Source organism: Methylopila henanensis (assembly GCF_042681025.1).
In the GTDB taxonomy this organism is placed as follows: domain Bacteria; phylum Pseudomonadota; class Alphaproteobacteria; order Rhizobiales; family Methylopilaceae; genus Methylopila; species Methylopila henanensis.
The window spans coordinates 67,616-88,027 of the sequence record NZ_JBHUER010000001.1 but is presented as its reverse complement, the minus strand read 5'-3'; the positions used below and the strand labels follow the sequence as shown (position 1 = coordinate 88,027).

The 20,412-nt window shown below is 70.7% G+C and carries 18 protein-coding genes; 8 read left to right on the top strand and 10 right to left on the bottom strand.

The window, feature by feature from the left end; translation table 11 throughout:
• Positions 1-45: 45 nt before the first annotated feature.
• From ACFSCV_RS00465 to ACFSCV_RS00445, 5 genes are all read right to left on the bottom strand, one after another.
• A complete protein-coding gene (locus tag ACFSCV_RS00465; RefSeq protein WP_378795939.1) occupies positions 46-891 on the bottom strand; it encodes a lytic murein transglycosylase in 846 nt (281 codons plus the stop codon).
• A gap of 211 nt (positions 892-1,102) precedes the next feature.
• On the bottom strand, positions 1,103-2,101 hold the full coding sequence (gene thiL, locus ACFSCV_RS00460) for a thiamine-phosphate kinase (protein ID WP_378795937.1): 999 nt from the start codon (positions 2,099-2,101) through the stop codon (positions 1,103-1,105).
• On the bottom strand, positions 2,098-2,562 hold the full coding sequence (locus ACFSCV_RS00455) for a type II toxin-antitoxin system RatA family toxin (protein WP_378795935.1): 465 nt from the start codon (positions 2,560-2,562) through the stop codon (positions 2,098-2,100). Before ACFSCV_RS00455 ends, thiL begins: the two co-directional genes overlap by 4 nt.
• Before the next feature lie 89 nt (positions 2,563-2,651).
• Positions 2,652-3,626 carry a quinone oxidoreductase family protein gene (locus ACFSCV_RS00450; RefSeq protein ID WP_378795933.1) on the bottom strand — a complete coding sequence of 325 codons (975 nt, stop codon included), beginning with the start codon at positions 3,624-3,626 and terminating at the stop codon, positions 2,652-2,654.
• Between the two features lie 92 nt (positions 3,627-3,718).
• Complete coding sequence (locus ACFSCV_RS00445) at positions 3,719-4,678, bottom strand: hypothetical protein (protein ID WP_378795931.1); 960 nt, start codon at positions 4,676-4,678, stop codon at positions 3,719-3,721.
• Between the two features lie 305 nt (positions 4,679-4,983).
• Between ACFSCV_RS00445 and ACFSCV_RS00440 the strand changes: the two genes are divergently transcribed.
• Entirely contained in the window at positions 4,984-6,135 is a 1,152-nt protein-coding gene (locus ACFSCV_RS00440) for an FAD-dependent monooxygenase (protein WP_378795929.1), read from the top strand.
• Here the strand turns inward: ACFSCV_RS00440 and ACFSCV_RS00435 are convergent, their stop codons facing one another.
• On the bottom strand, positions 6,136-7,080 hold the full coding sequence (locus ACFSCV_RS00435) for an AEC family transporter (RefSeq protein ID WP_378795927.1): 945 nt from the start codon (positions 7,078-7,080) through the stop codon (positions 6,136-6,138). It abuts the gene before it with no gap.
• A gap of 209 nt (positions 7,081-7,289) precedes the next feature.
• On the opposite strand from ACFSCV_RS00435, the gene ACFSCV_RS00430 reads away from it, so the two are divergent.
• From ACFSCV_RS00430 to hspQ, 3 genes are all read left to right on the top strand, one after another.
• The gene (locus ACFSCV_RS00430; RefSeq protein ID WP_378795925.1) at positions 7,290-8,150 is read left to right on the top strand and encodes a lysophospholipid acyltransferase family protein; all 861 of its coding nucleotides are present in this window, start codon (positions 7,290-7,292) and stop codon (positions 8,148-8,150) included.
• Positions 8,151-8,250: 100 nt separating this feature from the next.
• Entirely contained in the window at positions 8,251-9,291 is a 1,041-nt protein-coding gene (locus ACFSCV_RS00425) for an HpcH/HpaI aldolase/citrate lyase family protein (RefSeq protein WP_378795923.1), read from the top strand.
• A 136-nt stretch (positions 9,292-9,427) separates the two neighbouring features.
• Positions 9,428-9,769, top strand: coding sequence for a heat shock protein HspQ (gene hspQ / locus ACFSCV_RS00420; protein ID WP_378795921.1), 342 nt, complete (start codon positions 9,428-9,430; stop codon positions 9,767-9,769).
• Between the two features lie 205 nt (positions 9,770-9,974).
• On the opposite strand, the gene ACFSCV_RS00415 is transcribed toward hspQ, so the two are convergent.
• Complete coding sequence (locus ACFSCV_RS00415; RefSeq protein ID WP_378795919.1) at positions 9,975-10,700, bottom strand: invasion associated locus B family protein; 726 nt, start codon at positions 10,698-10,700, stop codon at positions 9,975-9,977.
• Between the two features lie 299 nt (positions 10,701-10,999).
• Between ACFSCV_RS00415 and ACFSCV_RS00410 the strand changes: the two genes are divergently transcribed.
• From ACFSCV_RS00410 to ACFSCV_RS00400, 3 genes are all read left to right on the top strand, one after another.
• Positions 11,000-12,805 (top strand): extracellular solute-binding protein, encoded by a 1,806-nt coding sequence (locus ACFSCV_RS00410; RefSeq protein ID WP_378795917.1) that lies wholly within the window; start codon positions 11,000-11,002, stop codon positions 12,803-12,805.
• A 16-nt stretch (positions 12,806-12,821) separates the two neighbouring features.
• Positions 12,822-14,330: an AMP-binding protein gene (locus ACFSCV_RS00405; protein ID WP_378795914.1), complete on the top strand. Its 1,509-nt coding sequence runs from the start codon at positions 12,822-12,824 to the stop codon at positions 14,328-14,330.
• A gap of 68 nt (positions 14,331-14,398) precedes the next feature.
• Entirely contained in the window at positions 14,399-15,058 is a 660-nt protein-coding gene (locus ACFSCV_RS00400; protein ID WP_378795912.1) for a DsbA family oxidoreductase, read from the top strand.
• Between the two features lie 130 nt (positions 15,059-15,188).
• Here the strand turns inward: ACFSCV_RS00400 and argC are convergent, their stop codons facing one another.
• The 3 genes from argC to ACFSCV_RS00385 form a co-directional block, all read right to left on the bottom strand.
• A complete protein-coding gene (gene argC / locus ACFSCV_RS00395) occupies positions 15,189-16,241 on the bottom strand; it encodes an N-acetyl-gamma-glutamyl-phosphate reductase (protein WP_378795910.1) in 1,053 nt (350 codons plus the stop codon).
• A 157-nt stretch (positions 16,242-16,398) separates the two neighbouring features.
• A complete protein-coding gene (gene acuI / locus ACFSCV_RS00390) occupies positions 16,399-17,382 on the bottom strand; it encodes an acrylyl-CoA reductase (NADPH) (RefSeq protein WP_378795908.1) in 984 nt (327 codons plus the stop codon).
• Between the two features lie 93 nt (positions 17,383-17,475).
• Positions 17,476-18,696 carry an MFS transporter gene (locus tag ACFSCV_RS00385; RefSeq protein ID WP_378795906.1) on the bottom strand — a complete coding sequence of 407 codons (1,221 nt, stop codon included), beginning with the start codon at positions 18,694-18,696 and terminating at the stop codon, positions 17,476-17,478.
• 427 nt (positions 18,697-19,123) lie between these two features.
• Here ACFSCV_RS00385 and nadA point away from each other — a divergent pair, with 427 nt between their 5' ends.
• Positions 19,124-20,200, top strand: a complete 1,077-nt coding sequence (gene nadA / locus ACFSCV_RS00380; RefSeq protein WP_378795904.1) for a quinolinate synthase NadA — start codon at positions 19,124-19,126, stop codon at positions 20,198-20,200.
• Positions 20,201-20,412 lie beyond the last annotated feature (212 nt).

Below are 20,412 nucleotides of genomic sequence, written 5' to 3'. Positions count from 1 at the left end.
GCGGACCCGAGGGCCGCGGCTCTTTCTATTGCGGTCGGACGCGGCTCAGCGCTGCGCGCGCGAGCCGCCCTGGTCGATCTGGGTCGCGGCGTAGGCGATCGCGCGCTGGTAGACCCGCGCCTTGTTCCATTCGGCCAGCACGCCGAAGTTGGCGGAGCCTTCCTCCCAGCCGCCGCCCGCGCGCCAGCCCTTGGCCCGGAGATAGTTGGCGATCGAGGCGATCGTGTCGGCCGACGAGCGCACCATGTCGGCGCGGCCGTCGCCGTCGCCGTCGACGGCGTATTTCAGATAGGACGACGGCAGGAACTGCGCCTGCCCGATCTCGCCGTGCTCGGCGCCGCGCATCTCGGACATGGTCAGGTCGCCGCGGTCGACGAGCTGCATGGCGGCGATCAGCTCGCCCTGGAACATCTCGGTCCGGCGACAGTCATAGGCGAGCGTCGCGAGGCCGTTGAAGACGTTCTTGTTGCCCTGGATCGCGCCGAAGGCGGTCTCCATGCCCCAGATCGTGGCGATGATCGGCGCCGGTACGCCGTACTTGGCTTCGACGCGGTCGAACAGCGCCTTGTTGCGCTGGATGCGCGAGCGGGCCTGGCTGATGAGCGACGCCGGCGCGCGCTTGGCCACGAACTGCTCGAAGGTGAGCTTGAACGGCCGCTGGGTGCGGTCGTAGGCGATCAGGCGGCGGTCGTAGGACACGCCCGACAGCGCCGCGCTGGCGACGCGCGGGGAGATGCCGCGCGAGATCGCCTCGGCCTGGAAGTTCTGGACCCAGGCGTCGAACCCTTCGCCGTTGTTGCCTCCGCACGGCGCAGCCGAAGCCGCGCTCGCAGAAAGGGCGACGCCCAGCCCGAACAGGGCGGCGACAAATCGTTTGGGGGTTGACGTCATGGGGGCTCCGCCGGCTCTTTCGCTGTTGTTATGTCGCTTCAAGCGACGCCGGCCCGCCGAACGCAGGCCACGCCGCCGTCGATCCGCCGCAGCGGAAGCGTCGTCGACAGAACGTCGGCGACCGCGGCATTTTGATGGTCCATGGTTACCGATTCAATCATGACGGGCGGCGCTTCGGCGCACGTCGTGCCCTGCCGGCAACACGTCCGCGTCAGAAGTGGCTGTAGGAGCCCGCGCCGAAGCTCAGCGCCTCGCCCTGCCGCTCGATCCGCACGCCGCTCTCCTCGACCAGCGCGCCGATGTCGGTGACCCGCACGCCGGCGCCCGCCGCCTCGGCCTCGAAGGCGTCGGCGTCGTCGGGATCGATCGCGAGCAGGATCTCGTAATCGTCGCCGCCGGTGAGCGCGGTCGCGAGGGCCGCGGGGTCCGCGCGCGTCGCCCGCGCCGCCGCCGGCGACAGCGGTATCCGCGCCGCGTCGATCACCGCGCCCACGCGCGAGGCGTCGGCGAGCTTACCCGCGTCGCCGACGAGGCCGTCCGAAACGTCCATCGCGGCGGTGGCGTAGGAGCCGACCACGCCCGCCAGAGCGACCCTCGGCTCGGGGAGGAGATAGCGGTCGAGCAGCGCCTCCCGGTCGGCGCGCCTCAGGTCCCAATGGGCGGCGAGCCGGTCGTCGCGCCGCAGCATCAGCCCGAGCGCCGCGTCGCCGATCGCGCCGGTGACGTAGAGCCGCTGGCCGGGCGCCGCGCCTCCGCGCCGCGGCACCTGCCCCTCGCCCGCATGGCCGAAGGCCGTGACGGAGACGAACAGGCCGGCGGGGGACAGCACGGTGTCGCCTCCGAGCAGCGAGACGCCGAACTCCTCCTGGTCCGCGGCGAGGCCTTCGGCGAAGCCTTCGAGCCAGTCTTCGTCCCAGCGGCCGGGCAGAGCGAGCGTCAGCAGATAACCGAACGGACGCGCACCCTTGGCGGCGAGGTCCGACAGATTGACCCTGAGCGCCTTGCGGGCGACAGCGTCGGCGGGATCGTCTGCGAAAAAATGCACGCCCGCGACGATCGCGTCGGTCGTCACCACCAGCTCCTTGCCGAAGGCGTGGGGCACGGTCGCGGCGTCGTCGAGCAGTTCGGCCGCGCCCGGCGAGGTCGCGAGCGGCCGGAAGAACCGCGCGATCAGGCCGGCTTCGTCGGGGCGCGCGCGGCCGCCGCTCACGCGAGCGCCGGCCGGGAGCCGTAGACGCGGTCGGCGCGCTGCTCGAACGCCTCGGCGTAACGTCGGAACACCCGCTCGAACGCCGCGCCAACCAGCATCGCCAGCGTGCGGCTGCGCAGCTCCCACTCGATGTAGAAGCCGACCTCGCAGCCGCCGTTCGGCAGCGGCGCGAAGGTCCAGCGGTTCTCGAGATGGCTGAACGGTCCGTCGAGATAGGCGACCTGGATCTTCCGCTCCTCGCGGTCGAGCGTCACCCGGCTGGTGAAGGTCTCGCGGAAAATCTTGTAGGCCACCGTCATGTCGGCGATCAGCACCGGCAGCCGGTCGCGCTCCTCGCGGGAGCGCACCCGAAGTCCCTCGCACAGCGGCAGGAACAGCGGATACTTTTCCACGTCGGCGACGAGGTCGAACATCTCCTCGGCGGAGTGGCGCACGCGGCGCGTGGTGCGGAAGCTCGGCATGCGCGGTCGGAGTCTCGTGGGCCTGTGGCTCCGATATAGGGGGGATCGGCGCGCTTGTCGCGGGGCCGCGCCGATCCCGCGCCTTAGGCTTACGGGATGAGGATCGTCGAGCCGGTGGTGCCGCGGCCCTCAAGCGCGCGATGCGCGTCGGCGGCCTCGGCCAGCGGGAAGCGCGCGCCGATGTCGATGCGCACGGCCCCTGAGGCGATCACGCCGAACAGGTCTTCCGCCGTCTCCAGCAGTTCGGCGCGGGTGGCGGTGTAGTGGAACAGGCTGGCGCGGGTGGCGAAGAGCGAGCCCTTCTGCGCCAGCAACCCGATGCTGAACGGCGCGACCGGGCCCGAGGACTGGCCGAAGCTGACCCAGATCCCGCGCGGCTTCAGACAGTCGAGCGAGCCCGGGAAGGTGTCCTTGCCGACGGAGTCGTAGACCGCGTCCACGCCCTTGCCGCCGGTGATCTCGCGGACGCGCTCGACGAAGTCTTCCGAGCGGTAGTCGATGACGTGGGCGCAGCCCTTGGTCTTGGCGAGCGCCACCTTGTCCGGGCCGCCGGCGGTGCCGATGACGGTCGCGCCGAGATGCGCGGCCCACTGGCTGGCGATCTGGCCGACGCCGCCGGCCGCGGCGTGGAACAGGATGGTGTGCTCCGGGCCAACGCGGAACACCCTGCGCAGCAGCATCTGCGCCGTCATGCCCTTAAGCATCGCGGCCGCCGCGAGTTCGTCGGACACGCCCGCCGGGATCTTCACCAGCTTGTCCGCCGGAATGACGCGCTCGGTCGCGTAGGAACCGAGCGGGCCGCCGGCGTAGGCGACGCGGTCGCCCGGCTTGACGTCGGTCACGCCCTCGCCGACCGCAACCACCTCGCCCGCGCCTTCCGAGCCGAGCGCGAACGGCGTCTGCTGCGGGTAGAGGCCGGTGCGGTGGTAGACGTCGATGAAGTTCACGCCGATCGCGGTCTGGCGGATATGGGCGTCGCCCTTCTTCAGCGCCGGCAGTTCGACGTCCTCGAAGGTCAGGACCTCGGGGCCACCCGTCTGGTGGACGCGGATCGCTTTGGGCATGGGCATGTTCCTGTCGGCGGTTGATGGCCGCGCTCCGGACGAAGCGGCGCGGACGAGGACGGGGCGGCGCACGTGGACGCCGCGCGGAAAGCTCAGGGCTTCGCGGCGCCCGTGAAGCCGCGGAAGCTGACGTCCGGGGCGCTGGTGTTGTGCTTCGAGAGCTCGACGCGGTCGAAGCGGACGTCGTCGGTCACAGAGGTCTTAAAATCCATGACGTTCTCAGTGAACAGCCCGCCGTCCATGCGCCAGACCACCCGCGCCGTGTCGGCGTTGTCCGGCGTCACGAACATCGAGCGGATGCCCGCGAAGGGGGCGGTCTTGTCGCCGTCCTCCGGCAGGCCGTCGAGCTTCACAGACAGCGTCGCGCCCTCGCGGGAGACCTTCTCGACCTTGAGCTCGCCGGTTCCGCCGCGGGCGAAGGTCATGCGGAAGACCCGCGCCTTGCCGTCGATCTCGAGCCGCGTCACATCGACGATCGGCCGGTGCTGCTCCTCGATCGGGCCGATCAGGAACGACGAGCCGTAGGCCGCCTCGGGGAAGCGCTCGGGCGGGATGGGCTTGGCGCGCCAGTAGCCGTCGAACGGGTAGAACACGAGATACTCGGTCCACTTGCCGTCGATCTTCTCCTGAAGCTGGATCAGGTGGATGTCGGTCTCGTCGACGCCGCCGATGACAACCTCGGCTCCCCTCGCCCGCCACGACACCTCATGGGTGAAGCCGAGGATGCGGATGTGGTCGTCCTCGTAGAGCGTCAGGTTCTTCGGCTGGAACTTGAACTTCGGGTCGTCCTTCATCGCCTCGCAATGGTCGAAGTTCGGCGCGGTGTCGTCGACCTTGAGGTCCGGCAGATAGACTGGCGGCGTGACCTCGATGCGGAAGGCGCGGATCTTCGGATTGGTCAGCGTGAAATAGACGTTGTCGAACTCGGCGCATTTCGTCGGATGGCTGAGATTGTCGACCCGCGCGCGCGTCTCGTCGGAGGCGGCGTGGGCGGAGCCGGCGAGCGCGGCCGCTACGACGCCCGCAAGCGCGAGCCGGGACAGCTTGATCATGGACATGTTCGCTTTAACCGCTCCAGCTTCTCGGCGCCCGCCGACGACGCGGGAGCCCGACTCCGGTGACACAGGATTCGGGCGCCCGACAAGAGCCGCAGGGCCGGCCTGGCCTTGATCCACGTCATGGCCGGCGCCTCCCGCGGGCGTCAGATCGTCGCCTGGCGCACAGGCGCTGTGAGATAGACCGTCTCGCCCGCGCCTCAAGTCGCGCCGGCCGGCGACAGGACGCGGCGGGCGCCCCATGTTGAGGACAAGCCGGACGCGAATCCCGGCGCAAGGATACCGCCCGGAGGGAGGCGCAGATGATTGACGTCGCGGTGATCGGAGGCGGGCCGGCGGGCCTGCTCGCCGCGCTGCTCGCCGCCCGCGCCGGGGCGGAGGTCGCGCTGGTCGCGGCTCCTTTGCGCGCCGACACCCGCACCACCGCCCTGCTCGACGGCTCCGTCGCGATCCTGCGCGACGCCGGGCTGTGGCCGCGTCTCGAAGGCGCCGCCGCGCCGCTCCGGCGTCTCCGGCTGGTCGACGGCGGCCGCCGGCTGTTCCGCGCGCCCGAGATCACCTTCGATTCGTCCGAAGTCGGGCTCGACGCCTTCGGCTGGAACGTGCCCAACGCGGCGCTCACCGCCGTTCTCGGCGAAGCGCTCGCGGCCGAGCCCGGCGCCCGCGTGATCGCCGGCTCGGCCGTCGCCAGCCGGCCCGACGAGGACCAGGTCGCGATCACGCTGGAGGACGGGTCCGCCCTCGCCGCGCGGCTCGTGATCGCCGCGGACGGCCGCCGCTCGCTGATGCGCGAGGCCGCGGGGATCGAGCTCTCGCTGCGCCGCCAGCCGCAGACCGCGCTCGCCTTCTGCGCGACGCACGAGCGCGCCCATGAGGGGGTGTCGACCGAGTTCCACTGCGAGGAAGGCCCGTTCACGCTGGTGCCGATGCCGGGCCTGAGGTCGAGCGTCGTTTGGGTGGTCACGCCGGAGCGCGCCGAGGAGCTGCGCGCGCTTGGACCGGAGGCCTTCGGCGAGGCGCTGACCCGCCGCGCGGGGCGGCTCTTGGGCGCGATGCGGCCGGACGGCCCGATCGGCGCCTTCCCGGTGGAGGTCGGCGCCGCGACGCGGATGGCGGCGCGCCGCACGCTGCTCGTCGGCGAAGCCGCCCATGTGCTGCCGCCGATCGGCGCGCAGGGGCTGAACCTCGGCGTGCGCGACGCCGCAGCCGCGGCCCGCGCCATCGCAGCCGCGATCGCCGAACGCCGCGACGTCGGCGGCCTCGCGACCCTCGGCGCCTATTCCCGCGACCGCGCGTCCGACGTCTGGAGCCGCACCGTCGCGACCGACGCGCTGAACCGTTCGCTGATGAGCGGATGGCCCGCGGCGCACGCCGCGCGCGGCGCCGGCGTCCGCGCGCTCGCCGCCATCGGTCCGCTGCGGCGGTTCGTCATGCGGCAGGGGCTGGGCCGCTGATCAGAGCGCGCCGGAAACCACGAGCCAGAGCACGCCGGTCACCGTGACGACCGAGAGCACGGTCCCGATCAGGATCGTGCTCGAGGCGCGCTCGACGTACGTTCGGTACTGGCTCGCCATGACGAACACGTTCAGCGCCGGCGGCAGCGAGGCCATCAGCACCGCGGTCGCGACCCAGACGCGGTCGAAGCCGCCGACGAGGGTCAGCGCGCCATAGACGATCAGTGGATGCGCGATGAGCTTGACCGCGAGCAGCGCCGGCAGCTCGACGGGAACGCGGCCCACAGGCCTGAGCGCCACGGTCACGCCCAGCACGAACAGCGCGCACGGCGCGGCCGAGCCGCTGAGCAGGGTCACGATCTGCTCCACCGGCTTCGGCGGGACATAACGGAAGTAGGCCGCCAGCCCGCCGATCAGGGTCGCGATGTTGAACGGGTGCAGCGCGATGCGCCGGACCACCAGCGCCGCCGTCGCCCACAGGCTCTCGCGCCGGTCGCTCGCCACCGACATCAGGAACGGCACCAGCGTGAACAGCAGCATGCAGTCGAACACGAAGATCAGCGCGGTCGGCGCCGAGGCCGCCGGCCCGAGGGCCGCGAGCGTCAGTCCGGGGCCCATATAGCCGACGTTGGAGTAGCTGCCCGCGGCCGCCTGGATCGTCGCCTCGGGAAGCCTGCCGCGGGAAGCAAAAAGGCCGATGCCGAGCGCGATCAGGAAGGCCGTCAGCGTGGAGCCGGTCGTGACTGCGATGAAGTCGACGTTCGCGAGCTCCTCGAACGGCGTGCGGGAGATCAGCGTGAAGTAGAGCGCCGGCACCGCCACATAGACGATGTAGACGTTGAACCAGTCGAGCCCGCCCTCGGCGGCGGTGGCGAACCGCCCGCACAGGAAGCCGAGCAGGATCAGCCCGAAGAACGGCATGGCGAGAGAAGCGACGTCCGCCATATCTGCCGATCTCTCCCGCGCCGCTCGCCGACGGCCCCGGACTGCGAGGATCGGACCGCTTGACGTGCGGCTAACGGAGTTGCCAAGAGGGGTCAACGCCCGCGGAACGCATGCCTGACAGAACCCCAGAAGCACCCAACGCCCCACGCGGTCTTCGCCAGTTCCGCCGACGGGTCACGCGCCGCCGACCGCCGCGGCGCGGCGCCCGGATGTGGCTCCAGAACCGGCTGGAGGCCGCGGGCGTCGCCGCCATCATCGGCCTCTGCCGCCTGCTCGGGGTCGACGCCGCCTCCGCGGCGTTCGGCTGGCTGTGGCGCACGCTCGCGCCGTGGAACCATCGCCATCGCCGCGCGCTCGAAAATCTCGCGGTCGCCTTTCCCGACATGAGCTTCGCCGAGCGCGAGCGGATCGCACGGGCGAGCTGGGAGAACATCGGCCGCACCATGGCCGAGGGCTTCCTCATGGACCGGATCGTCGGCGATCCCGCGCGCGTCGCGGACGACACGGCCTCCCGGTTCCAAGCCCAACGCCGCGCCGGCCAGGGCGTCGTCGTGGTCTCCGCCCATTTCGGCAACTGGGAGATCGGCATCCATTCGACCGCGGCCGCCGGCTTCGAGCCAGCCGGCGTCTACAAGGCGATGCGCAACCCGATCGTCGAGCGGATGATCACGCGGCGGCGCGCCTTCCTCTATCCCGGCGGCCTCTACACGCCGTCCGCCGAGACGCCACGCCGGATCATCTCCTGGGTGCGGTCGGGCCACGCGCTCGGCATCCTCGCCGACCTGCGCGAGGCCCGCGGCGTCGACGTTCCGTTCTTCGGCCGGCCGGCGCGCTCGACCACCTTCCCGGCGCTCGTGGCGCGCCTGCTCGACGTTCCGCTGGTCGCGGGCCGCGTCACCCGCACGCGCGGGGCCCATTTCGTCGTATCGAGCGAGATCGTGGAGGCGCCGCGCACGGCCGACCGCGACGCCGACGTGATGGCCGCGACGGCCGCCCTTCAGGCGACCTTCGAACGCTGGATCCGCGAGACGCCGGAGCAGTGGTTCTGGGGCATGCGCCGCTGGAGCTGAACGGGCCGATCCCGTTCCGACGAAAGCAGCGTTGCGCTGCAGCACGCGCGCGGGGAAGGTGCCGGCGATCCTGCTTCCTCCCCGCGAAAGGCCCTGCCCGATGATCGTTCCCAGCGCGTTCTACCGTCCTCTCGCGCTGGGCGCCCCCGCCCCTCTCCGGGAGCAGCCGGTCAGGGTGGAGCGCATGATCCACTTCGTGCCGCCGCATGTGGAGAAGATCCGCGCCCGCGTCGGCAAGCTGGCGTCCGAGGTCGACGTCGTGCTCGGCAATCTGGAGGACGCCGTCCCGGCGGACGCCAAGGAGGCCGCGCGCGCCGGCTTCATCGAGATGGCGAAGGCCAACGACTTCGGCCAGACCGGCCTCTGGATCCGCATGAACGCGCTCGACAGCCCGTGGGCGCTGGACGACGTCATCGAGATCGTCGGCGCGGTCGGCGACAAGCTCGACGTCATCATGCTGCCGAAGGTCGAGGGTCCCTGGGACGTCCACTATCTCGACCGCCTGCTCGCCCAGCTCGAAGCGCGCCACAAGCTGACCCGGCCGATCCAGATCCACGCGATCCTCGAGACCGCGCAGGGCGTGATGAATGTGGAGGAGATCGCCCGATCCTCTCCGCGCATGCACGGCATGAGCCTCGGCCCCGCCGACCTCGCCGCGTCGCGCCGCATGAAGACCACCCGCGTCGGCGGCGGCCATCCCGGCTACGGCGTGCTGACCGACAAGCAGGGCGACGAGGCCCGCGCCTTCTACCAGCAGGACCTGTGGCACTACACCATCGCGAAGATGGTGGACGCCTGCGCCGCCAACGACATCAAGCCGTTCTACGGCCCGTTCGGCGACTTCTCGGATTCGGACGCCTGCGAGGCCCAGTTCCGCAACTCCTTCCTGCTGGGCTGCGTCGGCGCCTGGACGCTGCATCCGAGCCAGGTGGAGATCGCCAAGCGCGTGTTCTCGCCGGACGTCGAGGAGGTGAAGTTCGCCAAGCGCATCGTCGACGCCATGCCGGACGGCACCGGCGCGGTGATGCTGGACGGCAAGATGCAGGACGACGCCACCTGGAAGCAGGCCAAGGTCATCGTGGACCTCGCCAAGCAGATCGCCGAGCGCGAGCCCGAGTTCGCCGCCGCCTACGGGCTCTGACGACGCCGACCGCGCCGGCCTCGCCGGCGCCGTCCCGCCTCAAGGCCATGATCGCGTCGCAAATCCGTCGCATCCCATTGACTTGGACGCGGCGGCGCGCTCCGTTCCGCGCCCGAAACGGGACAGTATCGTCATCATGGCCGGCCAGACGCGCTCACGGAACGCGAAATTCAAGATCGGAGAAGTCGTCAGGCACCGGGTCTACCCGTTCCGGGGCGTGATCTACGACGTCGATCCGACCTTCTCGAACACCGAGGAATGGTGGCTGTCTATCCCCGAGGACGTGCGCCCCGAGCGCGACCAGCCGTTCTACCACCTGCTCGCCGAGAACGCGGAGACCGAGTACGTGGCCTATGTCTCCGAGCAGAACCTGCTGCCCGACACCTCGGGCGATCCGGTGCGCCATCCGCAGGTGGAGGCCATGTTCGAGCGGACGGTGGACGGCTCCTACCGCGTGCGCCGCGACGTCCGCCACTGACGCGGGCGGCGCCGACGCCCCGCGCCGGCGTCCATGACTTTACCCCAATCCCTGCGTCCGAGGCCGCGCCCGACCCGCGCGACCAAAGGCAGGCGTCGATCGCTCGACGCCCCTGCCCGTTCGCGGGCGTAAAAAAAACGCGGGCCCCAAGCGGAGCCCGCGTCCTTCGAAAGCTGAGCCGCCGGGCGAACGCGCCCGGCGCGGATCACTGCGCCGGATTCGCCGGCACGGCCGGGGCCTGCGCGCCGCCCTGCATCTGCAGCTTGTCGCGCATCTCCTGCGCCTTCTTGTTCAGCTCCTCGTTGGCCTTCTCGCGCTCGGCCTCGACGAGCTTCGGGTCGAGCGCCGGGCCATCATAGGCCTTGGTGAAGCCCGTGAGGCTGACCGGGAAGTTCACCGTCTTGGCCTGCTGGTTCATCGCCTGCAGGACGAGGTTAGTGCCCTTCTTCAGGTTGTTGAAGAAGGCGTCGTTGATGTCGATCTCGGCGTAGCAGGCGTTCGGGAAGCAGATCGAATACTTGCCGTTGGCCGGCGCGTTCTGGTCGACCGCGATGCGCACGCCCGGCTGGATCAGCAGGCCGGGCGGCACGGCGGCGAGGAAGAACTTCTTCGGCTCGCCGGTGATCTGGCGCACGGCGACGGAGGCGATGGTCTGGCCGGTGTCGGCCTTGACGTCGCGGGAGGTCAGGCAGACCTCCTTCTTCGCCTGCGGATCGGTGTTGCAGATCTTGACCCAGTTCGGCTGCGGGGCGGCCGGCGGCGTGGCCGACATCGGGCCCGGGCCCGCCGGAGCGGCCGGGGCCGCAGCCGCGGGAGCCTTCGGGGCGGCCGGCGCCGGAGCGTTGTTCTGCTGCGCGGCGGCGGGCAGCGCCGCGCCGAGAGAGACGGCCGCCACGGCGGCGGCGAGGCGCGAGTACCTACCCAAGGTCATGCAGCATTTCCTTCCTGTCGTTGGACGACCGGCTTCGCCGCGGCCGCCGCGCTGAAACATCGGAACGCGCGTCGCGCGCAAGCGCGGAGCCGAGCGCTTCGTTACTCGGCGAAACGGCTGTCTGTCGAGCAAATACGGCAGGAGAGTGACGGAGTTTTCACCGTGTCCTGACCGGGGAAATGCAGACGCCGTGGTATCTTCGCGAGGTGAGCGGCGAATCAGGGTCGACCTTGGACCTTCGGCGGACGCGCAGGCCAATGTTTCCTCTTCAGCGCATGCGCCGGCTTCGGCGCGCGGCGATGATCGCCGTCCTCGGCTGGGCGGCGTCGGGCGTGGCCGGCCCCGCCCGCGCCGCGCCGGACGCCGGCGAACCGCGGCACGGGCTGGCGATGCACGGCGAGCCGGCGCTGCCGCCCGACTTCGACCATCTGCCTTATGCGCGCCCGGACGCGCCCAAAGGCGGCCGCCTGACGCTCGGCTGGCTCGGCGGCTTCGACACGCTCAACCCCTATGGCTTCCGCGGCCAGCGCCCGCAGGGGCTGCGCGGCCCCGTCTATGAGAGCCTGCTCGCGCGCAACTATGACGAGCCGTTCTCGCTCTACGGCCTGATCGCCGAGAGCGTGACCATGCCGAAGGACCGCTCGTCGATCACCTTCCACCTCAACCCGAAGGCGCGCTTCTCCGACGGCGAGCCGGTGACGGCGGAGGACGTGACCTTCACCTTCGGCCTGCTGCGCGACCACGGCCATCCCTCGTTCCGCGCCAACTACCGGCGCGTGCGGACGGTCTCGGCGCCCGACGACCACACCGTCCGGTTCGAGCTCGCCGACACGGACGACCGCGAGCTGCCGCTGATCCTCGGGCTGATGCCGGTGTTGCCGGCGCACGCGACCGACCCGGAGACGTTCGAGGAGACAGGCCTGAAGCCGCTCGTCGGCACCGGGCCCTACATCATCAGCAACGTCGAGCCGGGCCGCTCGATCACGTTCCGCCGCGACCCGAACTACTGGGGCGCCGCGCTGCCGGTGAACCGCGGCCTGAACAATTTCGACGAGATCCGCTACGACTACTACCGCGACGGCAACACGATGTTCGAGGCCTTCCGGAAGGGGCTGATCGACGTCCGGCCCGAAAGCGATCCGATCCGCTGGACCACCGGCTACGACTTCCCCGCCGCGCGGCGCGGGGAGGTCGCGCTCGAGAGCTTCACGCCCGGCCTGCCCTGGGGCATGAACGCCTTCGTCTTCAACACCCGCAAGCCGCTGTTCCAGGACGTGCGGGTGCGGGAGGCGCTCGGCCTGCTGTTCGACTTCGAATGGGTCGACCGCAACATGTTCGGCGGCGCCATGACCCGAACCTCGAGCTATTTCGAGGGCTCGGAGCTGTCATCCTCCGGCCGGCCCGCCGACGCCCGCGAGCGCGAGCTGCTGGCGCCGTTTCCAGGCGCTGTGCGCGAGGACATCCTCGAGGGGCGCTGGGCGCCGCCCTCCTCCGACGGCACGGGCCGCGACCGCGACCTGCTGCGGCAGGCGCTCGATCTGCTCGCCGCGGCGGGGTGGCGCGTGAAGGGCGGCGAGCTGCGGCGGGAGAGCGACGACGCGCCGTTCCGGTTCGAGATCCTCGTCAGCACCAAGGACCAGGAGCGGCTGGCGCTCGCCTACGCCCGCGCGCTCGAACGGGCCGGCGTGCGCGCGACCGTGCGGCTGGTCGACAGCGTGCAGGCGTTCCGCCGGCAGCAGACCTACGATTTCGACATGATCCAGTACAACTGGGTCTCGACGCTGTCGCCCGGCGCCGAGCAGCGCAAATACTGGGGCTCCGTCGCCGCCGACACGCCGGGCGAGCGCAACTACATGGGCGTGAAGCAGCCGGCCGTGGACGCGATGATCGCCGCGCTGCTAGCCGCCGAGGAGCGGCCGGAGTTCGTCTCCGCCGTGCGCGCGCTCGACCGAGTGTTGCTCTCGGGCTTCTACGTCGTGCCGTTGCTGCACGTGGAGCGGCAATGGCTTGCGCGGTGGACCCGAATCGAGCGCCCAGAAAAGGTGCCTCTCTATGGCGCGCTGCCCGAAACATGGTGGCGTGCCCCGCCTGCAACGCCGCGCTGACGAAGGAACCCGGATCATGCGCCTCCACGCGGCTTCGCCCGATCCGATGCCGAACCCGGTCGCGGGGATCGCGACCCTTGACGAGGTGCTGTCGCACAACGCCTTCCGCGATCCCGACGGGTCCGCGCTGGCGGACGAGGCGCTGCCGTTCCGCGGCACGTGGCGCGAGACCAACCGGGCCGTCTCGGCGCTGGCGGAGACCTTCGCGGGCTGGCGGCTCGGACCCGACGCGGTCGTCGGCGTGCAGCTCGGCTCGGGGCCGGAGGCGGCGCTGACCTGTCTCGCGCTCTGGCGCGCCGGCCTGATCGCCGCGCTGCTGCCGCTGCCGTGGCGGCGGCGCGAGATGACGGCGGCGCTCGCAGCCGTGGGCGCGCAGGCGGTGGTCGTTCGCACCGAGGCCGCCGGCGGCCGGCCCGGCGAAAGCGCCTGCGAGGCGGCCTTCGAGCTCGACCGGCTGCGCTTCGTCGCGACCTTCGGGCCGGACGCGCCGGACGGCGCCACGCCGCTCGACCATCTGCTCGATTCGGCCGCGCCGTCTGCGGGCGAGCGGCCAGACCGACCGGACGACGCCGCCGACCATGTCGCCGTGATCACCTTCGATCCAGCCGCGACGCCGATCGCGCGCAGCCACAACGAGCTCGTGGCGCTAGGCCTCGCCCCGCTGCTCGCCGGCCGGCTCGGCGGCGGCGACCGGCTGCTGTCGACGCTCGACCTCGCGGGCCTGCCCGGTCTCGCCACCGGCCTCGCGCCCTGGCTGGTGACGCGGGCGACCGCGACCTTCCACCAGCCCTCCACGTTTGAAGCCCTGATCGAGGCCGCGCGCGACGCGACCCATGTGGCGCTGCCGGGCCGGATTGTGGAGCGGCTCGTCGCCGACGGCGCGTTCGACAGCCTCAGCCCCAAGGCCGTGTTCGCCGCCTGGCGCGCGCCCGAGCCGCGACTGTCCTCGCCGGTCGCGGTTCCCGGCGCCGAGATGGTCGACGTGATCGCGCTCGGCGAGATCGCCCTCGTCGCCTCCTTGCGCGCGGGACCGGCGCGGTTCGCGGCGGTTCCGCTCGGAACCTTCGCGCCGGATGGCCTCGCGCCGCTGATCGAGACGCGCGTCGGGCCGGACGGACGGCTGTTCGCGCGCGGACCGGTCTGCCCGGCCAACGTGTTCGCCTCGCCCGAAGGCGCGGCCGTCGCGATCGACGCCGAGGGTTTCGTGGAGACCGGCTTCGTCGGGGTCGCGGACCGCGCCGCCGGCCGCGTCATGCTCGGCGGGCGGCGACGCGGCGCGCTGCAGGTGGGCGGCGTGTCGGTGACGCAGGTCGAGGCCGAACGCGCCTTCGCGGCCGCCGGAATCGACGGTTCGGTCGACCTGCAGGACGATCCCGTGCTGGGCGCGCGCCTGCGCCTGACGCTGAAGCCCGGCGCCGACGCGCTGTCGGCCGAGACCGCCGCCGTGGCGCTGGAGGAAGCGGGCTTCGGGCCCGCGCTGTTCCCGCGCGCCGTCGTCGCGGAGCCGGTCCGGCGCACGGCCTGACTTAACCGCGCCGCCGGCGCCGCCTATATGCGGGCGACGATCCCGCAGCGAACGAAACGGCGCGCCCCATGGAAAAGCTAACCATCGACGTCTACGCAGACCCGGTCTGCCCGTGGTGCTGGCTGGGCAAGCGCCGGCTCGACACCGCGCTCGCCGCGCGGCCCGACGTGGACGCGATCGTCCGCTGGCGGCCGTTCCAGCTCGATCCGTCGACGCCGCCGGAAGGCTTCGACCGCGCCGAGTATCTCGAGACCAAGTTCGGCGACCCCGCCCGCGTCCGCGCGACCCAGGAGCAGCTCGTCGCCATCGGCCGCGACGAGGGCATCGCCTTCCTGTTCGGCGAGATCGAGCGCTTTCCCAACACGCTCGACTGCCATCGGGCGATCCGCTTCGCGGAGGAGGAAGGCCCGACCGCGCAGGGCGCCTTCGTCGAACGGCTGTTCGAGCTCTACTTCACCGAGGGCGAGGACATTTCCGACCACGCCGTGATCGCGCGCGCAGCCGACGAGGCCGGGCTCGACGCCGACACACTGATGACGCGCCTCGACGGCGACGAGGACGCAGAGGACGTGGGCGACGAGATGGCCCGCGCCCGCGCGATCGGCATCGACGGCGTGCCCTGCTTCATCTTCGCGGAGAAACTCGTGGTGATGGGCGCCCATCCGCCGGAGGTGCTGGTCGAGGCCATCGACCGCGCGCTCGGCGACGAGGACGACGCCGAGGCGTGAGCGGCGAAGCGCTTTCCCGTACGCCTCGTCATGGTCCGGCTTGACCGGACCATCCATCTCCGACTGGAGCCCGACGGCCGAGATGGGTGCTCCGGTCAAGCCGGAGGATGCCAGCGCGCTTGAGAAAGCCTCACGGGAAGATCGCGAGCTGGTCGAGCCCTTCTGTCTCCGGGAAGCCGGAGATCAGGTTCATGTTCTGCACCGCCTGGCCCGAGGCGCCCTTGACCAGATTGTCGAGCGTCGAGATCACGATCGCCCGGTCCGGGCCGCGGTCGGCGACCACGCCGAGCTGGACGTTGTTGGACCCGCGCACGTGGCGCGACTGCGGGACCTTGCCGAAGGGCAGCACCTGCACGAAGGGCTCGCCGGCGTAGGTCGCGGCGAGCGCCTCATGCAGCCGCTCCGCAGTCGCGCCGGCCGCGAGCGTCACGGTGATGTTGGCGTAGATACCGCGGTTCATCGGGAGAAGCTGCGGCGTGAAGGTCGCGAGCGACGGCCGGCCCGCCGCCTTGCCGAACTCCTGGTCGAGCTCGGAAGTGTGCCGGTGCTTGCCGACGCCATAGGCGTGGACGCCCTCGGACACTTCCGAGAACAGCATCTCCTCCTTCGCCGCCCGCCCCGCGCCGGACATGCCGGTGGAGGAGACGATCACGATGTTCGCCGGATCGATCAGCCCCGCCCTGAGCAGCGGGACCACGGGCAGGATCGAGGTCGAGGAGTGGCAGCCGGGATTGGCGACGAGCCGGGCGCCCCGGATCGCCTCGCGGTTCAGCTCCACGAGCCCGAAGGCCGCCTCGGCCTGCAGCTCCAGCGCCTGATGCGCGTGGCCGTACCACGTGGCGTAGGCCTCCGGATCGGTCAGCCGGAAATCGGCCGAGAGATCAACCACCTTCAGCTCGGGCTTCTTCGCGAACAGGTCCTTGATCACCGTCTGCGTCGTGCCGTGCGGCAGCGCGCAGAACACGAGGTCGACGCCCGCGAGGTCGAGCTCCGCGATGGTGACGAGCCTCGGCAGGTCGAGACCCGCGAACTGCGGAAAGACGTCCGCCATCGCCTGCCCCGCCTTGCGGTCGGCGGTCAGCGCCCGGATCGCCACGCGCGGATGGCGCGCGAGCAGGCGCACCAGCTCGGAGCCGGTGTAGCCGGAGGCGCCAAGGATCGCGACGTTCAGGGGGGCGGTCATTGTCTCAAGCCTTACGTTGAAGTCGTCATCCCGGCCGCAGCGCGAGCGGAGAGCCGGGACCGTCGCGCGATTGCAGCGCTATAGCAGACCTTCGCCTTGCGCGAATGACGATCCCGGCTCGGCCTGCGGCCGTCCGGGATGACGTCTTCTGGCCTCTTCAGATCTCCACCACCACCCGGCCGCGGACCTTGCCCTCGACGATCGCCGTCGCCGTGGGGACGATGTCGTCGAAGCCGACGGTCCGGGTCATGGCGGCGAGCTTCGCGCGGTCGAGATCCTTCGCCAGCCGGCCCCAGGCCTCAATGCGGATCGGCTTCGGCACGGTCACGCTGTTGATGCCGAGCAGCGACACGCCGCGCAGGATGAACGGCGCGACCGAGGTCGGCAGGTCCATGCCGGCGGCGAGGCCGCAGGCGGCCACCGCCCCGCCCGACTTGGTCTGGGCGAGCGCGTTGGCGAGCGGAACCGACCCGACGGAATCGATCACGCCGCCCCAGATCTCCTTCTGCAGCGGCTTGCCCGGCGCGGCCAGCTCCTCGCGCGGCAGGATGCGCGCGGCGCCAAGCTCGCGGAGATAGCCGGCCTCGCTCTCTCGGCCGGTGGAGGCCACAACCTCGTAGCCGAGCTTCGCCAGCAGCGCGACCGCGACCGAGCCGACGCCGCCGGCGGCGCCGGTCACCAGCACCGGGCCGCGGTCGGGCGTGACGCCGTGGCGCTCCAGCGCCATCACGGAGAGCATCGAGGTGTAGCCGGCGGTGCCGATCGCCATCGCCTCGGCGGCGCTCAGACCTTCGGGCAGCGGCACCAGCCAGGCGCCCGGCACGCGGGCGATCTCGGCGTAGCCGCCGAGATGGGTCTCGCCTACGCCCCAGCCGTTCAGCACGACCTCGTCGCCGACCTTGAACTCGGGGTTCTCGGTGGCCGTCACCTTGCCGGCGAAATCGATGCCCGGGATCATGGGGAAGCGCCGCACCACCGGCGACTTGCCGGTGATCGCGAGCCCGTCCTTGTAGTTCACCGTCGAATGCGAGACGCGGACGACGACGTCGCCGTCCATCAGCTCGGCCTCGGGGAAGTCGACCGTCGCCAGCGTCTGGCCGGCGTCGCCTTTGTCGATGCGCAGGGCGCGGAATGTGGACATGGGGCGCGGGGCTCCGGGATCGGTGAATGGGGTCGTCGGCGCTAGATAGGGAAGACGAGGCCGTCCGTCATCCCGCCGGCGCGACGCCGCCGTTCAGGTGGCCGGCGCGAGCCGCGCGACCGGGCGCTCGCGGATCGGCAGGTTCACGAGCCCTGACATGATGCTGAGGCCGATCGCGATCCACCACACCAGATCGTAGGAGCCGGTGCGCTCGTAGAGCAGGCCGCCCAGCCAGACGCCGAAGAACGAGCCGACCTGGTGGGAAAAGAACACGAAGCCGTAGAGCATCGTCAGGTAGCGGGTGCCGAACAGCGTCGCCACGATGCCGGAGGTCGGCGGGATCGTGGAGAGCCACAGCAGGCCGATGCCGGCGCCGAAGGCGAGCGAGGTCGCGGGCGTGGTCGGCAGCAGGATGAAGGCCGCGATCAGCGCGCCGCGCGCGAAATAGATCGCCGACAGCAGCACCCGCTTCGGCATGCGGCCCGCGAGCACGCCGGAGCCGAGCGAGCCGGCGATGTTGAACAGCCCGATCAGCGCCAGCGTCCAGCCGCCGATCGCGGGCGCGATTCCCTTGTCGATGAGGTAGGGCGGCAGGTGGGCCGTCACGAAGGCGAGGTGGAAGCCGCAGGTGAAGAAGCCGATCACGAGCAGCCAGTAGCTCGGCGTCGCAAAGGCCTCCTTCAGCGCCTCCCGGATGGTCTGGTCCGCGGCCTTCGGGCCGGACGCTCCCGAGGCCTTCGGGGCGGCGAGCGCCAGCGCGAGCGGCACGACCAGCAGCATGAGCGCGGCGAACACCAGCACGGTCGACTGCCAGCCGTAGTTCGCCACGAGCGCCGAGGCGAACGGCGTGAACACGAACTGGCCGAACGACCCGGCCGCCGTGCCGAAGCCGAAACCGATGCTGCGCCACTCGTCCGGCAGCAGCTTGCCGAAGGCGCCGATCACCAGCGAGAACGAGGCGCCCGACAGGCCGAAGCCGATCAGCACGCCCGCGGAGAAATGCATGGCGAGCGGATCGCTCGAGAACGGCATCAGCGCGAGGCCCGCGGCGTAGAGCAGGCCGCCGACCATGAGCACCTTCACCGCCCCGAAACGATCGGCGACCGCGCCCGCGAAGGGCTGGCCGACGCCCCAGAGCAGGTTCTGGATCGCGAACGACATCGCGAACACGTCGCGGCCCCAGCCGTGGCTGTCGGAGATCGGCGCGAGCAGCAGGCCCGCCGCGGAGCGCGGACCGAAGGTGAGCGCGGCGATGGCGCAGCCGCACAGGATGACGACGAGCGGCGAGCGGGCGGCGCGGGCGACGGCGGACATAGGGGCTTCCTGAGGAGCGTATCGTCGCCGCAGTGTAGCGGCGCGACGCCGCCGCATCTCATGAAACTCCATGATCCCGCGCATCGCCGGAATCGATGGAAAACGCCACGCATCGGAGCGTCGGCCTCCTTGTCCCGGCCTTGAGCCGGGCCCCAGAGGCTCCCACGTCCCAGCGAGAGCTCGATCGCCGAAGCACGGGCTGCACCAACCGGCGCGTATCCGGGTCCCGGCTCAAGGCCGGGACAAGGAGGCTGTCGCCAAGAACGCGGGCTCGCGTGGCGAACCCGGCGAAGAAAACGTCCCCAACGTCACTGGCATGCCAGATGACGTTTTCATGTCTGCGGGCCTTTTAATCCGGCCTGCGACGCATTATCATAGTTATGCTCGAAATGAGCATATTGGAACGGTTCGATCCTGGGAGGACGCCATGTCCCCGCTCGCCGCCCTCGCCTCCTCCGCGCCCCTCCGCACGATCGCGGAGCCGCGCCGCTTCTCTCCCGTCGCCATGCCGTCGCTGGAATGGACGCCCGAGGTCGAGGCCGCGACCGCGCATCTCTACGACCGGGTGAAGACCGTCATCCCGCCGGTCGAGTGGCCGTTCTTCGCGCCTTACGTCAAGGCGATCAACGAGCTCAAGAAGGTCCGCAACGCGGTCATCCTGGCGCACAACTACCAGACGCCGGAGATCTACAACTGCGTCGCCGACGTGGTGGGCGACAGCTTCCAGCTCGCCCGCGAGGCGACGAAGACCGACGCCCAGGTCATCGTCCAGTGCGGCGTGCACTTCATGGCCGAGACGTCCAAGATCCTGAACCCGGACAAGACCGTGCTGATCCCGGACGCCCGCGCCGGCTGTTCGCTCGCGACCTCGATCACCGCCGCCGACGTGCGCGAGCTGCGCCGCAAGCACCCCGGCGTGCCGGTCGCCGTGTATGTCAACACCACCGCCGAGGTGAAGGCCGAGGCCGACATCTGCCTGACCTCCGGCAACGCCGTCGCCGTGGTGGAGTCGCTCGGCGTTCCGGAGGTTATGGTGCTGCCGGACCAGTACCTCGCCGCCTGGATCGCGACCCAGACCAAGGTGAAGATCATCACCTGGAACGGCGCCTGCGAGGTGCACGAGCGCTTCACCGCGGAGGAGCTGCGCGCCTATCGCGAGGCCGATCCGGACGTCACCATTTTGGCCCATCCGGAATGCCCGCCGGACGTGATCGCGGAGGCGGACTTCACCGGCTCCACCGCCAAGCTCGCCGACTACGTGAAGTACAAGTCGCCGAAGAAGGTGGTGCTGATCACCGAATGCTCGATGGCGGACAACATCATGACCTCGGCGCCCAACACCGAGTTCGTGAAGCCGTGCAACCTCTGCCCGCACATGAAGCGGATCACGCTGCCGAAGATCCTCGAGAGCCTCGTTCACATGCGCGAGGAGATCGTGGTGGACCCGGTGATCGCCGAGCGCGCCCGCATGAGCGTCGAGCGCATGGTGAACCTGAAGATCTGAAGGCCCCACGGCCCTCGAAACCCTCCGCGCCGTCGTCCTCCGGCTTGCGTTCAGATCGGCTTTTGCCGACCTGAACCACTTTGAGAAGGAAACTCGAATGCATTCGAGGTTCCGGAGGACCCATCTCGGACGTCGAGCCCGACGTCCGGCATGGATGGTCCGGTCAAGCCGGACCATGACGCGCTTTCATTTGGAACGGTCCCGGCTCTTCG